Genomic DNA, 15,109 nt, shown 5'->3' with positions numbered 1-15,109 from the left:
AAGTCGCATAAGTGATTGATATAATAGAAGTAGATGAAAGATAAAGAAAAGCAGGTGACTCTTTTTTGTTTACTAAAGCACAAGAACTTTTAGCGTCCTACTTTGGTTATTCTTCGTTTCGAAGAGGACAAGATGAAACAATTAAAAACGTATTAGATGGGAAAGATACGGTTTGTATTATGCCAACGGGTGGCGGTAAGTCGATTTGTTATCAAATTCCGGCATTAGTATTTGAAGGAACGACGTTGGTTATATCACCTTTAATATCACTTATGAAGGATCAAGTAGATACATTGGTACAGAATGGCATTTCAGCTACATATATTAATAGTTCTATTTCTATTGCTGAAGCAAATCAGCGAATTCAATTAGCGAAACAAGGACATTACAAATTACTTTATGTCGCGCCTGAGCGTCTTGATTCGATGGAGTTTGTTGACCAACTTATCGATATGAAAATCCCTATGATTGCGATTGATGAAGCACACTGTATTTCACAGTGGGGACATGATTTCCGTCCAAGTTATTTACATATACATCGCATATTAGATTATCTTCCAGAAAAGCCGCTTGTATTAGCATTAACAGCAACAGCAACACCGCAAGTACGTGATGATATTTGTAATACACTTGAAATTAATCAAGAAAATACAATTATGACAACGTTTGAGCGTGAGAACTTATTGTTTTCTGTTATTAAAGGGCAAGATCGAAATGCATATTTGGCGGATTATATTCGTCAAAATCAAAAGGAATCTGGGATTATATATGCAGCTACTAGAAAAGTAGTCGATCATTTATATGAAGATTTAATGAAGGCAGGAGTTTCTGTATCAAAATATCACGCTGGTATGAGTGATATTGATCGAAATGAGCAACAAGAACTCTTTTTACGAGATGAAGTAAGTGTAATGGTAGCAACATCTGCATTCGGGATGGGTATTGATAAATCGAATATTCGTTACGTAATTCATTATCAGCTTCCAAAAAATATGGAAAGTTACTATCAAGAAGCAGGACGTGCTGGTCGTGACGGATTAGATAGTACATGTATATTGTTATATTCTTCTCAAGATGTACAAGTACAGCGTTTTTTAATTGATCAATCAACTGGAGAATCACGTTTTTCAAATGAACTTGAAAAATTGCAAAATATGACCGATTACTGTCATACAGAACAATGTTTACAATCATTCATTTTGCAATACTTTGGAGAAGAACCGAAAGAAGATTGTGGACGCTGTGGTAATTGTACAGACAATCGCGAGAGCATCGATGTGACAAGGGAATCACAAATGGTTTTATCATGCATGATTAGAACGAACCAACGCTTTGGAAAGCAAATGATAGCGCAAGTATTAACTGGGTCGAAGAATAAGAAAGTTATTGAATTTAATTTTCATACTTTACCAACGTATGGGCTTTTATCGAACCGTAGTGTAAAAGAGGTCAGTGAGTTTATCGAGTTTTTAATTTCAGAAGAGTTAATTGCAGTTGAACATGGCACTTATCCGACGTTAAAAGTAACTGAAAAAGGGAAAGAAGTATTACTTGGTAAAGAGAATGTTTTACGAAAAGAACGAGTAGAGACAAGACAAATTGTTCAAGACCATCCTTTATTTGAAGTGCTTCGTGAAGTACGTAAAGAAATTGCACAAGGAGAAGGTGTACCTCCGTTCGTTATTTTCTCTGACCAAACATTAAAAGATATGTGTGTGAAAATGCCGCAAAGTGATTCCGAATTGTTGACGGTAAAAGGTATCGGAGAACACAAACTTGTGAAATATGGTTCGCACTTCTTACAAGCAGTTCAGCATTTTATTGAGGAAAATCCAAATTATGCTGAAACGATTAAGACAGAAGTAGTTTCAGAGCGTAAAAAGTCAGGAAAAGCGTCCGCAAATTCTCATTTAGAAACGTATGAAATGTATAAACAAGGTATTGATTTGAATGAGATTGCAAAAGAACGTAACTTATCAAGACAAACAATCGAAAACCATTTAATTCGCTGCTATGAGGATGGAATGGAAGTAGATTGGCACAGCTTTGTTCCAGCAGAGTATGAATCTCTTATTGAAACTGCCGTTCAAAATGCAGATGGTGGTCTGAAATCTATTAAAGAACAGCTTCCGAATGAAGTGAGTTACTTTATGATTCGTGCTTATTTACAAATAAGAAAGTAGAGGCATATAAAGGGGATAAGAATTTATGTATCATGTTTTCGTTTATGGCACGTTAAGAAGAGGACAAACGAATGCTCATTATATGCTAGGTGCAACATGTATCGCAGACAGAGCTTGGACATATGGAAAATTATTTGATACGAACGAAGGATATCCGGCCATGACTTATTCGATTGAAGAACAGGTGTATGGAGAAGTTTATGTAGTAAATGATGAGATATTGTGTAAGTTAGATGAACTAGAAGAATATAGAGGCAATGCGGAGACTGATTTATATGATCGAATCACGCAAACAGTATATGTTGCTGATGGGGAAATTGAGGCATATGTGTATATCGCTCAGGATAAAAAGATGTTAAAGAAAGTGATAGACTCTGGTGACTGGCTTATGTATCAAAAAATATAATAAGGTAGTTTTAAAAATTGGAAAGCAGATAATGACGAATTCATTATCTGCTTTTTATTGTGTGAATAATTGTCGTTCTCTTTTTATTCTTATAGTTCTTAGTACGGTTCCAATTCCGAGAAATAAAACAGTAGCAGTGACCCCGCTAGTAGGATTTAACCAAAAATCACTACTGTTTGTAAGAGTAATAATCCCTGTTATTGTAACTAAAACAGTAGGAACAGCATCCTCGATCGCATGCATGATAACACATGGCCAGACGGATTTTGTAAGTCTATATATTTCAACATACATAATTGACCAACAAACCATAAGGATACAGCCAGATAGAAGCATATTTAATCTTGAGATAGATTCAAAATATTCATTTGAAGAGCCTCCTTTACTTTTATTTATCCTACTATTTATGGGCAGTAAAACGCCCATTGATTAAAGTCTTTAATTTTTACAATGTTTTTTAATAGATAAATTAAATAGGAGACAAATAGAAAGAAGTATCTTTTACATGCATCACTATACTATATGTGTATGTGTGTGATTTAGATGTTGCATATTCTTTTTAAATTAGAAAGATGAAAAGTAAGTTTTTTCGGAAAATTTAAATGGAAACTATTGACTTTATGATTGGATTTTTAATACAATGATACTTCGACTGAAAAATTAGAACGGACAGGAGGGAATCGTCGAAATGAGCAACATATTTGAAGATGAGTTACAAAAAATGAAGGATACTTTACATACGATGGATGAGCAATTGGATAGGCTTGAAAAAATCCCGGTTTATTATGGAGAAGATTTTAAAGAGCAAATTCTTGAAAGTATGAGGGAGTCTAATAGACAAAACTTACGTATTGGTGTGCAAGAGCCGTACTTTGGAAGGTTAGATTTTCAGGAAGATGGAAAAGAAGAAGTTATGCCGATTTATATCGGAAAAGTAGGGGTTTCGGATATGGACACGATGAAGCCAATCATTATTGATTGGCGAGCGCCTGTCGCAAGTATGTTTTATTCATTTACCGGTGGAGAAGAATTAGCATTTTATCAATCACCAGATGGGTTAGTAGAAGGTGATGTGTATTTAAAACGAAACATTTCCATTCGAAAAAGAGAACTTGAACGTGTTGTTGATACATATGTAAAAGGAAATGAAGATGTATCACATGCCGATGATTTTCTTCTATATCGATTAGGTGAGAATAAAGATAATAAGCTAAAGGATATTGTTTCAACGATTCAATCGGAACAAAATGATATTATTCGAGCGGAAAGAAATTTACCATTACTTATTCAAGGGGTTGCAGGGAGTGGAAAGACAACAATTGCTTTACATCGCCTTGCTTTTTTAATTTATGAATATCGTGAACAACTAGAAGCAGAAAGAATGATCGTATTTGCACCGAATAGTCTGTTTTTAGACTATATTTCGAGTGTACTTCCTGAATTAGGTGTAGGGAATATTAGTCAAACAACGTTTCCAGATTGGGCATTACGTACGTTAGATGATTCAGTGAAACTAAAGCAGACAGAAAAAAAATTGAAAGAAGCATTTTCAATTAATCGTGATGAAAAGAAGGTAATGCTAGGTAAATTAAAGGGTACGTTGGAATTTAAGACGTTTATTGAAGAGAGAATGATCCAATTTGAAAATGAGTTAGTTCCGACAAAAGATTTTGAGGCGTGGGATAGAGCGATTATTCCATTAGAAGATGTTAAAAAATGGATGCAAATTGAATATAAACATTATCCTTTACAGAAAAGAAGAGAACGATTAGTAGGACGAATGAAGCGCTGGATTGAAATTGAACTTAAAAAATTCGGGGAAACAAACGAGAAAAAATTACTAAAAAAAGAAGCGACTAAGAGACTGAACGCATATATGAAGTTTTGGCCGAAAATGAGTGCTCTTTCACTGTATAGTTCAATAGTAAAAAGTAAAGAAATACTTGAGGTATTACCTGAAGAACTTGTTAAAGAAACAGAAAAGAGTTGTCGTAAAAAAGAAGTGTGTGTAGAAGATTTACCAGCTTTAATATACATACATCATCGTATAACAGGGATCGAAATCGGGCAGAAGTTTCATCACGTTGTTATTGATGAAGCGCAAGATTTTTCGCCTTTCCAAGTTTATGTATTAAAAGAAATTACATTAGGTAATTCTTTCACTATATTAGGTGATTTATCGCAAGCGATTTATGATTACCAAGGAATTGAAGATTGGAATGCTTTTAAGGAAGTATTCCAAGAAACCGGTTATTATGAATTGACAAGAAGTTATCGTTCTACAAAAGAAATTATTGAATTTGCAAATGAAATAATTAAAAATGCAGAAATCCCAGTAGGACTCGCAACACCAGTCTTCCGCAGTGGAGAAGATGTGAAAGTAATTCATGCAGAAAATCAATTTACTGAAATTGTGAAGACGGTAAAACATTTGCAAAATGCAGATGTGAAAACAATTGCGGTAATCGGAAGAACAGAAGATGAATGCCGTGATATATATGTGAAATTAACAAATGCAGGATTAACGGTAAACGTAATTGAAGCAAACCAAAGTAAATATGAAGGTGGTATATCAGTAGTACCTGTCTATTTAGCGAAAGGTTTAGAATTTGATGCGGTGCTTTTAATTGATGTGGATGAAGAACATTACAAAAACACAAAACATGATGCAAAGTTACTATATGTCGGATGTACGAGATCACTTCATGACTTATGGATTTTCCATAGTGGGGAAGCGTCACCTTTAATTAAAGGATTAAAATAAAGTAAAACTATAATCAGTGAGGAATTTTACTGCAAGCTAATGTGGGATAAATATAAAAAGAGGATTTCTATTACTGTCTACTTAACAGGGAGATGACCATGAAGATCCTCTTTTTATATTGAAATTAATGTTCAATTTTAAACGAATAAAGCCATTAATATTAAATCTTGATAGCCACCATCCAATTTTACACCCTTTGCTTTTTTACCCTCTTCAAAGAAGCCTAGATTCTTATATAACTGGATTGCACCTAGATTATCTTCCATTACCTCAAGACAAACTTTTTCAATCTTACTGTTATTTTTAGCCCAATTGATTAACGTTTCTAGAAGAGCTCTTCCAATACCATAATTTCGATATTCGGGTAGTATGGTCATCGCAAAAGCCCCTTGATGACTAATTTTTTCTTTGTTTCCATTCTTAAAATCTATTGTACCGACTAACTTACCATCAACTTCAGCAATAAACTGTACATAATTTGGATTTTCATGATAAGCTTTTAACGTTTTTTGAATAGCATCGATACGCACCTTTTTTACATCCTCAACCGTACTTAGCATGTATGGAGCGTTTATTAAAGCTTTTGAAGCAGAATCTAGTATTCTTTCTGCATCCCGTTCTTTAGCTTCTCTAATTATTATTGTTTTTCCATCCTTAGATTTATAAGTAAAAACATTAGTTGATAAGATACTACACACACCCTTTCGGAATATAATTAGTTGAATTTTTTAACTATCGTGCAATTATTAAGTAAGAAAAAGTCGTATCACCTTTTTCTGCAATCGCTCTACTTCAACTTAATGACGATTATTTCAAATATTTTTAATTTTTACAAGGATTTATTCCGTTATATAGCCCGATTGTTGAATAACATGACTGGCGTTTTTTAAACAACTTTATTATCTCTGTACACGATGAATTAACGACTTGAGCTGTTGTTTAAATGATATACGATGCTTTTTTCTAATTCCTTAGTTTGTTCTTTTTCCCATATACGAACAGCATCTACTGGAATTTGTGTATGTTTTAACCAATCTAGAATTAAGTGTAGTTGTTCTTGTATTTGCCCAATGTTTTGCTCCTTTATGTTCTTATTCTGAATTCTATTAATTAATTGCAGCATATAGGGAAGTTTTTCTATACATTCGCCTAAATCCCCGCAATAACCTGACGGTAATTCATGTGTACCAAAATCTAAAGTATTGATGTAATTAGAAACTAGGTATATCATGGCTTCTTGTTCGGTATCACCACCTAATTCAATCGCTTTTCGAAGGGATTTTTCTAAATCGTCTTCTTTATTGCTAGAGTCCATATAAATTCCTATCCATCTAAAAGGTCTTGAATCAAATGGGGTGTTTTCTGTCCATCTATATAGAATGTCAATTAGAAAACTATTTAGTGAGAAAGTTAACACCTCATCTTTTTCGTTTGATGCATCTAAAATAGTAAACAGTGAAATGGCAAACTCCTCTTGATCTTTTGATTCCCATTTCTTTGCATTTGTAATAAATGTCTCTAAATGTTTATAAGCTAATTTTCGAAGTCCCGCTTCGCGATGCTGACAGTAACAAATAAAATCATGCCAATGCTCAGTTGTATTCATATGTATAATAATAGTTTGTAATGCAGTGAGAGGTTTATCCATTATAAGTCCCCAATCTATTAAGCACGTGTTGAAAATTTAGTGTTATTATATCATTACATAAATTAAAGTGGGAAGAATTTAAGGTGGATTTTATTGGTCACGGGATCCAATCGATTGGTAATGTAGCGGTTCTAACAGGACTCATTATTGACTTTGAAGATGAAACGTAAAAAAGTTATTATATTTATCTGAATATTAAGGGAATACAAGGGTTTTATTTATTTAATTTTTAGAAAAAATAGACTATAACATTAATAAATGGTATAATTTCCTTGTTATTGGAATTAAAAAGAAAATATTTGAAGAAAAAGGATAGGGTTGGTTTTAATGGGGGATTCTGATCACAAAGAAACAAAGGCAATATTAAAGTTATGGTTTATTTATATACCACTTGCATTTGGAGAGTTTGTCTTTTCGAATATCATAGATTATTTAAAAAAATAAAGATTTTGCATTTGAAAAACAATTAACCTAATTTAATTGTTTTTTTTCTCTAATAAACCAAACAAAAATAAAGATTTTGAACAAGATGAAGTTTATGAAGGAAATAACGTTGATTAGGTGCTGAAAACGGTGTGAAATCAACAGTGCCTAAAGAATAAAACAGGAATCATTCAACCATGATAATTTTCCGTTTTATTAGCTTCCTATAGTGAGATGTTATGTTCACATCATATGTATACGATAGTTGTCACTTAATATAGCATTACTGCAACTTCAAAATTAGTAGTTAAGGTTGCTATCTTTTAGAGTGTTATATATATAACTTAGCTAAAAAAGTACAAATCATATAATTTGTGCTTTTCATTATCCGTTTTTCGGTAAAAAATATAGTTTTTGTCACATTAATACTGTACGATACATAGTATAAAACACATACTGTATGACATATAGTAATGGAAATGAGGTGAGTAAATGGATACTTTATTAAACTCGTTAATTACTGAGTTAAGAAGAGGGACATTAACGTTAGCCGTTTTAAGTCAATTAAGAACGCCGCAGTACGGATATTCACTTGTCCAGTTATTGGAGCAATCAGGGATTACAATTGATCAAAGTACTTTATATCCGCTACTTCGCCGATTAGAAAAACAGGAATTAGTGACGAGTAGTTGGGATAAAACGGAGAGTAGACCTCGTAAGTATTATGTTTTAAGTGATTATGGATTAGAAATATTTTTGCAGTTAAAAAAAGAATGGATAAAGGATTCGAAAGAACTTTATAACTTATTAAAGGAGGAAGAGAATGAATTTAATTGATCTCTATATCCAAGAGGTTGCGAAGAGATTACCTGAAAAAAATAGTGAAGATATTACACTTGAACTAAGGTCAACTATAGAGGATATGTTACCTGAAGATTATAGTGAGGAGGATGTAAAGAGCGTTCTCAAAAAATTGGGGAGTCCGGTTTCATTGGCTAATGGTTATTTGGATAGACCGATGCATTTAATTGGACCACGTTATTTTGATGTATATACAACGTTGTTAAAAATGATTATACCAATCGCAGCTGTCATTGCACTCATATCAATGGTTGCAGAAAATTTTATAGGCTATAGTGGTGATCAAGCGATATTAAATGTTATTTTGCAATTGATAGGTAAAGGCATTGGGGAAATTTTTGAAGTGGGCCTCCATGTATTTTTCTGGTTGACACTTGTGTTCGTTATTTTAGAAAGAACAGATAAAGACAAAGGTATCGAGCCGTTGACGACAAGTTTAAAAAAATGGACACCAGATGATTTGAAAAACATCTCGTATATCCCAAAGAAAAAAGCAATCTCGAAGTTTGAAGTTTTTGCAGGTTTAATGTGGACAGCAGTTTGGGCTACACTTTACTTTTATGCGAATCATCTTGTTGGCGTATATAACGGTACGGCAAATGGACTGAAGTTTGTTTCGCCAACTTTTAATCAAGATGTTTTATTGCAGTACTGGCCAATCGTTATAATTATGATCGTTTTTGAAATATGTATATCCCTTTATAAATTGGTGCAGGGACAATGGACTCAAAGATTGGCGATTGGGAATGCTATTCTTCAAATAGCTGGGACGATAGTATTCATTGTAATTGTAGTAAATCCACATGTATTTAACGCAGGGTTTATTACGTATTTGGCAAATGCATTTACTATTTCCCCAGAGGGATTTAAAACGTGGCTCATTGGGGGAGGAATTTTCTTCTACACATTATCTGCTGCAATAAATATATTTGATGGTTTCCGAAAAGCTAGTATTCGTATGTAGATAAAAATCGGAAATTTCGATAAAATAAAACTATTAAAAAGATAGTGAAATAAGATGAACATGATGAAAGGAAGAAAACAATGATAAGGGAAGCAACGAAAAGAGATTTAGCATACATTTTAGATATTTATAACGATGCGATACTTTATACAACAGCTGTATATGCGTATAAACCTGTAACCCTTGAAAATAGAATAGATTGGTATGAACAAAAAAAGGCTGACGGTTATCCCATTTTCGTATACGAATTAGATAATAAAGTAGTAGGATTTGCGACATTTGGACCATTTAGAGCGTGGCCTGCTTATAAATATTCAATTGAGCATTCGGTGTATGTTGATAAGGATTATAGAAAAAATGGGATTGGGACGTCTTTAATGAAAACATTAATCGAAATTGCAAAGGAAAGAGAGTATATGACCTTAATTGCTGGAATTGATGCAGAGAATGAGAAAAGTATTGCCTTGCATCAAAACTATGGATTTGTTCATGCAGGAACAATAAAAAAAGCTGGTTATAAGTTTAATAAATGGCTAGATTTAGCTTTTTATCAGCTGGAACTTAACGGTCCTGAAAATCCTATAGAAGAATAAATATTTTTCGGTAGCAAGAAAAAACTCATGCTACCTTTTTCTTATTTAAATAGCTAATGAAAAGGTTTTTTACATTCAATGTTGAAATATTAGAAGTTAATATAACGATATAAAAAGAGGGATGGAAATGGAAACTGTTATAAATAAAATAAAAGAGGTACAATCTAATTATGTGGGAATGGCAATTTATTCTACAAAAGATAATCGGATAGTTGCTTCATATAATAATGAATTAAATATTCCGTTAGCATCAGCAGCAAAATTAGTCATTGGATTTGTGGTAACGCAAATGGTGAAGGAAAATAAACATAATTGGAATGATATACTTCATCACATTAAATTTAATCCGCATGAAGATAGTGCGCAGTTATATCCGCATTTACAAGGAAGAACTTCTTTAACACTTAGTCAAGCGGTAGAGGTAATGATTGCTTGTCATGATAGTTGCGTTGCACAGTCAGTTGTAATGCACTGTGGTGGATGGGATGCTGTGAAAATGTACGCACAAACGTACTTTTCAAAAATTTATATACAAGAGAATGCTAGAGATGAGAAAAATGTTGGAGAATTAAGTGAAGTTCTTGCCCTTTTCATACAAACCTTTCAAGGTTATAAATCAGAACCAGAATTATGGGAACCAATTATTAGCGGCATGGTAAGACAGCAAGGAGAGTATGAAGAAATCCCATATTATCATTTAGCTCATATGACAGGTGGATTACTCACAGCTACAATAAATATTGGTATTATAGGAATGTTTAACGAATTTCCGCTTCTTTATGTGATGGGGGGAAAAGATTTACCGAATCGACGTGAAAATAAAGAGGTAGATGAAGCTTTTGCAGCAGTTTTAAAGTACATATACAAAGAATATAGTGAAAGCATGCTAGGAGTGAGCGATTGAAAAGAAACTTAAAGACTTCAACAATCATTATTTTAATTTTAACGATTATTGTTCTTGAAGTTGGAATCGCACTATATGATCACAATTTGTCATTAGATACAATTTACTTTGCAGCGATCCTTATTTGTATTGTATTGCTTTTTGGCACACGTGTTTCTGAAGAGAAAGAAAGTACATCGAAACGAGGACGAAGAAAAATAGCTGTTATATTTTGGCCATCTATTTTATTGTCTATCGCTTGTTTTGCAGTTATAAGTTACATAAGGGTAGGCTATGTCTCTGTACCAGGGATAATTGGCTTTTCATGCTTTGTTACATATGGTGGATTCGTTTTGATTAGTATTTTAAAGGGGAAAAACAAAATGTAGCTTACTAAGTTGAAAGGAAGCAATGTATATGAAACATATAGAGAACGGTACACGTATTGAAGGAGAATACATTAAAAATAAAGTTATTCAATATAATATGTCCATCTTAACAGATGAAGTAAAACAGCCGATGGAAGAAGTAAGCCTCGTAGTAAAAAATGAAGAAGGAAAAATATTTGGTGGTGTAACAGGTACGATGTATTTTTATCATCTTCATATCGACTTTTTATGGGTTGATAAATCAGTTCGTCATGACGGTTATGGTAGCCAACTTTTACATAAAATTGAAGAAATTGCGAAGGAAAAAGAGTGCAGATTAATATTGCTAGATTCATTTAGTTTTCAAGCGCCAGAATTTTATAAAAAGCACGGTTACAGGGAGTATGGTGTCGTTGAAGATCATCCGAAAGGTCATAGTCAGCACTTTTTTGAAAAGAGATTATAATAGTATTATGTATACTGGTTGATGGGAGAAAGCATATGTACACGTATAAATTGCAACAAGAACAACCAATCTGTGCAGAAAAAATAAAGAAGCTTTATGATTCTGTCGGTTGGTGGCCAGAAAGAAAAGAAGTCGATATTGAAAAAATGTTAAAGAATAGTATAGCCATTGGAGTATGGGAAGAAAATGAATTAGTTGGATTTGCTAGAGTCGTTTCTGATGGTGTTTTTCGAGCATACATTGAAGATGTTGTCGTACATGAGAGTGTAAGAAATAAAGGTATTGGAGAGAAAATGCTTACAATATTACTTCGAGAAATATCTCATATTGATATTGTTAGTCTATTTTGCGGTGAGAAGCTAATAAAGTTTTACGGTGAGCAGCAATTTCAAGCAACGAAGCAAATTGTGATGCATCGTAATCAAACAGGGAAAGAATAAGAGGTGCCAATTAAAATGAATGCAACAAGAGCGTACTGTTTATCGAAAAGAAAAGCGACAGAAGATTCTCCAGATGGCTGGAGTGCAACATGTATGAGGCTTAATAATAAAATATTTGCGATAGTAAATCATGAAGAAGGCGAAAAAGCTGCGATTACATTGAAGTGTGATCCAGAAGTCGCATTAAGAATAAGAGAAGATTATCCAGAAACAATTATTCCAGGGTATCATATGAATAAAAAACATTGGAATACCGTTTATATTCATAAGGGTATAGAGCAGGAGCAAATTAATAAAATGATTGATTGGTCATATGATCTAGTACTACAATCATTTTCAAAGAAAAAGCAGCAGGAGTTAATGGATTAATATGTATTAGGAGTGTGTATAATGAAAGATTCGATTAAAGATACGTATGATAAATTAGCGAGTACATATAAAGAAAATCTAGATTTCGCAAATCCATATAACTGTTATTATGAAAGACCGGCGATGATGGAGCTTATTCCAAAGGAACTAGAAGGAAAAAAGATATTAGATGCTGGATGTGCAGCTGGATGGTATACTTCTCAATTCATAGGAAGAGGAGCAAATGTTACAGCAATTGATGTAAGTCCTGAAATGGTAAAAGCAGCAAAAGAAAATATAGGAGAAGAAGCGACGTTCCTTTGTCATGATCTGCAAGAAACATTGCCATTTGAAGATAATACGTATGATGTGATTGTAAGTTCATTAACTCTTCATTATATAGAAAATTGGAATCAAGTATTTCAAGAATTTCGTCGTGTATTGAAGCCAGGTGGAGAACTTATTTATTCTATTCATCATCCTTTTATGGATTTCACAAAGTTTCCATGTGAAAATTATTTTGAAAAACAGTTATTAATAGATACTTGGGTTAAACCGAATATTACTATTGAAGTCAAGTTTTTTAGAAGATCATTACAAGACATACTAAATGAAACTACAAATTATTTTGTATTAGAAGAGATAGTGGAACCGAAGGCAATTGAAAAAATGAAAGAAGTAAGCGAAAAATCATATCATTATTTAAATATGAATCCACATTTTCTTATCATAAAAGCAATCAATAAATAGCTAGTAAAATAACTTTGTTTTACTAGCTATTTACAGTTTTACATTACATATTAGGAGACTTTAAAATGAATACGAAACGAAATAGAGTAGTATATGCACTATTTACTATAGTTGTTATTATTTTAGGTCTTAGCTCAAGAAAGTTTGCTTTTGCACTACCACATCTATTAAATGATTATTTAGGTGATGCATTATGGGCATTAATGATTTTCACTGGCTTTGGATTTTTGTTTCCTAAAACAGAGACGAAGAAGTTGGCTTTTACTAGTTTAATGTTTTGCTACGGGATTGAAGCGAGCCAATTGTATCATGCGGAATGGATAGATAGCATTCGTGCAACGACTTTGGGCGGACTCGTGTTGGGATACGTTTTTTTGTGGAGTGATGTAGTGGCTTATACAATTGGTGTTGGAGTGGGAATACTGTGTGAGGTTATTTTTCGGAAGAAATAAGAATTGTAAAAGGGGTATTTGTAAATGGAACAAGCAATGGAAATTGCAAAGCTTTGGTTTCGAAATGAACATGTCACAGCTACTGTAATGCAACCAAAAGTAGCGAAGGTTTTATGCAAGAATAAAGAGTACATTTTAAAGAGAACGGGATCGATAAAGCAACTTCTAGTTGAATTCGATGTTTTGAAGCAACTGTATGAAAAGGGAATTAAAGTACAGAAAGTAGTAAAGACAGAAAATGATGAACAATATGTATTATATAAAGAAAAATATTATTGCTTATATGAGTATGTTGCCGGAAGTGTTTTAGAAATAAAAGATACGAATAAGCTGGAAAGGCTAGCAAGTACAATTGGAGAAGAAATAGCTAATCTGCACAAAGCATTACATTCGGTGAATAGTGACCATGAGTTAATAAAAAGAGATTTATATAAGATAGTATTTGAATGGGCTATACCGATTTTAGAAAAGAACGAGCATGCTCATCGAGAGGTAATTCAAAAGATGGAGCGAATGCACACAGCTTTCAAGGAAACGGTCCATCCATTACCGAGACAAATTATTCATCGTGATATGCATCTATCAAATGTAATCTTTAAAGATGATAAACTGGAAGGGTTTATAGATTTCGAGATTTTAGAAAATAATGTAAAAATATTTGATTTATGTTATTGCTGTACAAGTGTATTAAGCGAGCTATTTAGTGATGGAAGATTAAGAGAAAAATGGTTACATATCGTTAGCAAAGTCTTTGAAGGTTATTATAAACAAAATGATTTAACGAAAGAAGAACTAAAAGCTATTTGGTATGTTATGCTTTCAATTCAAATTATCTTTATTGCTTATTTTGTCCAGTTACCAAATTTATTAAAGTTAAATGAAGAAATGTTCTTCTGGATTTTTGCTAAGAAGGAAGATATTGAAGAAATTATAGAAGGTATCGTAAAGGTATCAAAAAAATAATATTAATTGGTTCTGGCGGTTCAGGAAAATCCACATTAGCAAGGCAGTTAGGAAATAAATTAAATATTAAGGTGCATCATCTTGATGCATTATTTTGGAAACCGAATTGGGAAGGTGTTCCGAGAGAAGAACAAATAGCAGTTCAAAATAACTTAATTAAAGATGAGAAGTGGATTATTGATGGGAATTATGGCGGGACGATGGGTATCAGACTGAATGCAGCTGATACAATTATCTTCCTTGATATGCATAGAACAATTTGTATTTATCGTGCTTTTAAAAGAATTGTAAAATACCGGAATAAAACAAGACCAGATATGGGCGCGGGATGTGAAGAAAGATTTGATTTGCAATTCTTTAAATGGATATGGGAATATCCTAATACTAAACGACCTACAATTTTAAAAGGGTTAGAGCAATTGTCCGAAGAGAAAAAGGTTATTGTTTTAAAATCTCCAAATGAGGTTCGGAAATTTTTAGAGCACATATAATAATAGAATGTGACACAACAATTCTTTTTGGATCTTACCGATTAGTTTAATTAAACTAATCGTTTTTTATTATGAAAAATTTAACGCTTTTTGAAAATTGTATTTT

At 32.8% G+C, this 15,109-nt stretch carries 17 protein-coding genes and 2 pseudogenes; 16 read left to right on the top strand and 3 right to left on the bottom strand.

The features are described from left to right. The first annotated feature begins 65 nt into the window (after positions 1-65). Positions 66-2,183, top strand: a complete 2,118-nt coding sequence (recQ, locus tag DN399_RS13780) for a DNA helicase RecQ (RefSeq protein WP_149149704.1) — start codon at positions 66-68, stop codon at positions 2,181-2,183. 25 nt (positions 2,184-2,208) lie between these two features. Next, positions 2,209-2,589: a gamma-glutamylcyclotransferase family protein gene (locus tag DN399_RS13775; protein WP_000274907.1), complete on the top strand. Its 381-nt coding sequence runs from the start codon at positions 2,209-2,211 to the stop codon at positions 2,587-2,589. Between the two features lie 54 nt (positions 2,590-2,643). On the opposite strand, the pseudogene DN399_RS13770 reads toward DN399_RS13775, so the two are convergent. Next, positions 2,644-2,958: pseudogene (locus tag DN399_RS13770) on the bottom strand (CPBP family intramembrane glutamate endopeptidase); the annotation flags it as partial. A 319-nt stretch (positions 2,959-3,277) separates the two neighbouring features. On the opposite strand from DN399_RS13770, the gene DN399_RS13765 reads away from it, so the two are divergent. Beyond that, positions 3,278-5,353 carry a HelD family protein gene (locus DN399_RS13765; RefSeq protein ID WP_149149703.1) on the top strand — a complete coding sequence of 692 codons (2,076 nt, stop codon included), beginning with the start codon at positions 3,278-3,280 and terminating at the stop codon, positions 5,351-5,353. Positions 5,354-5,490: 137 nt separating this feature from the next. On the opposite strand, the gene DN399_RS13760 is transcribed toward DN399_RS13765, so the two are convergent. Both DN399_RS13760 and DN399_RS13755 read right to left on the bottom strand, forming a co-directional pair. Then, positions 5,491-6,051, bottom strand: a complete 561-nt coding sequence (locus tag DN399_RS13760) for a GNAT family N-acetyltransferase (RefSeq protein ID WP_174402547.1) — start codon at positions 6,049-6,051, stop codon at positions 5,491-5,493. Positions 6,052-6,272: 221 nt separating this feature from the next. Next, complete coding sequence (locus tag DN399_RS13755) at positions 6,273-7,001, bottom strand: hypothetical protein (protein WP_061113069.1); 729 nt, start codon at positions 6,999-7,001, stop codon at positions 6,273-6,275. Positions 7,002-7,093: 92 nt separating this feature from the next. On the opposite strand from DN399_RS13755, the pseudogene DN399_RS28750 reads away from it, so the two are divergent. From DN399_RS28750 to DN399_RS13695, 13 genes and pseudogenes are all read left to right on the top strand, one after another. Further along, positions 7,094-7,168, top strand: a pseudogene (locus tag DN399_RS28750) (DUF6944 family repetitive protein); the annotation flags it as partial. Between the two features lie 748 nt (positions 7,169-7,916). Then, on the top strand, positions 7,917-8,261 hold the full coding sequence (locus DN399_RS13750; protein WP_000380294.1) for a PadR family transcriptional regulator: 345 nt from the start codon (positions 7,917-7,919) through the stop codon (positions 8,259-8,261). Next, entirely contained in the window at positions 8,248-9,249 is a 1,002-nt protein-coding gene (locus DN399_RS13745; RefSeq protein WP_025709481.1) for an HAAS signaling domain-containing protein, read from the top strand. The genes DN399_RS13750 and DN399_RS13745 overlap by 14 nt, the downstream gene beginning before the upstream one ends. Positions 9,250-9,329: 80 nt before the next feature. Continuing rightward, positions 9,330-9,842 carry a GNAT family N-acetyltransferase gene (locus DN399_RS13740; protein WP_025709479.1) on the top strand — a complete coding sequence of 171 codons (513 nt, stop codon included), beginning with the start codon at positions 9,330-9,332 and terminating at the stop codon, positions 9,840-9,842. A 127-nt stretch (positions 9,843-9,969) separates the two neighbouring features. Continuing rightward, the gene (locus DN399_RS13735; protein ID WP_060852056.1) at positions 9,970-10,746 is read left to right on the top strand and encodes a serine hydrolase; all 777 of its coding nucleotides are present in this window, start codon (positions 9,970-9,972) and stop codon (positions 10,744-10,746) included. After that, positions 10,743-11,114 carry a hypothetical protein gene (locus tag DN399_RS13730; RefSeq protein WP_025709477.1) on the top strand — a complete coding sequence of 124 codons (372 nt, stop codon included), beginning with the start codon at positions 10,743-10,745 and terminating at the stop codon, positions 11,112-11,114. Before DN399_RS13735 ends, DN399_RS13730 begins: the two co-directional genes overlap by 4 nt. A gap of 28 nt (positions 11,115-11,142) precedes the next feature. Continuing rightward, positions 11,143-11,559 carry a GNAT family N-acetyltransferase gene (locus tag DN399_RS13725; protein WP_000680416.1) on the top strand — a complete coding sequence of 139 codons (417 nt, stop codon included), beginning with the start codon at positions 11,143-11,145 and terminating at the stop codon, positions 11,557-11,559. A gap of 35 nt (positions 11,560-11,594) precedes the next feature. Further along, a complete protein-coding gene (locus tag DN399_RS13720) occupies positions 11,595-11,999 on the top strand; it encodes a GNAT family N-acetyltransferase (RefSeq protein WP_017656469.1) in 405 nt (134 codons plus the stop codon). A gap of 15 nt (positions 12,000-12,014) precedes the next feature. Beyond that, complete coding sequence (locus tag DN399_RS13715; protein ID WP_000994622.1) at positions 12,015-12,368, top strand: MmcQ/YjbR family DNA-binding protein; 354 nt, start codon at positions 12,015-12,017, stop codon at positions 12,366-12,368. A 21-nt stretch (positions 12,369-12,389) separates the two neighbouring features. Further along, the gene (locus DN399_RS13710) at positions 12,390-13,097 is read left to right on the top strand and encodes a class I SAM-dependent methyltransferase (RefSeq protein WP_149149702.1); all 708 of its coding nucleotides are present in this window, start codon (positions 12,390-12,392) and stop codon (positions 13,095-13,097) included. Between the two features lie 65 nt (positions 13,098-13,162). Further along, entirely contained in the window at positions 13,163-13,549 is a 387-nt protein-coding gene (locus DN399_RS13705) for a ribosomal maturation YjgA family protein (protein WP_097797497.1), read from the top strand. Between the two features lie 24 nt (positions 13,550-13,573). Beyond that, on the top strand, positions 13,574-14,512 hold the full coding sequence (locus DN399_RS13700; RefSeq protein ID WP_149149701.1) for a phosphotransferase enzyme family protein: 939 nt from the start codon (positions 13,574-13,576) through the stop codon (positions 14,510-14,512). Next, positions 14,500-15,003, top strand: a complete 504-nt coding sequence (locus DN399_RS13695; RefSeq protein WP_016122657.1) for a DNA topology modulation protein — start codon at positions 14,500-14,502, stop codon at positions 15,001-15,003. Before DN399_RS13700 ends, DN399_RS13695 begins: the two co-directional genes overlap by 13 nt. The last annotated feature ends 106 nt before the right edge of the window (positions 15,004-15,109 follow it).

Origin of the sequence: Bacillus sp. AR4-2 (assembly GCF_008274865.1) — a bacterium.
Lineage (GTDB): Bacteria > Bacillota > Bacilli > Bacillales > Bacillaceae_G > Bacillus_A > Bacillus_A cereus.
This window is presented reverse-complemented; position numbering and strand designations above follow the sequence as displayed.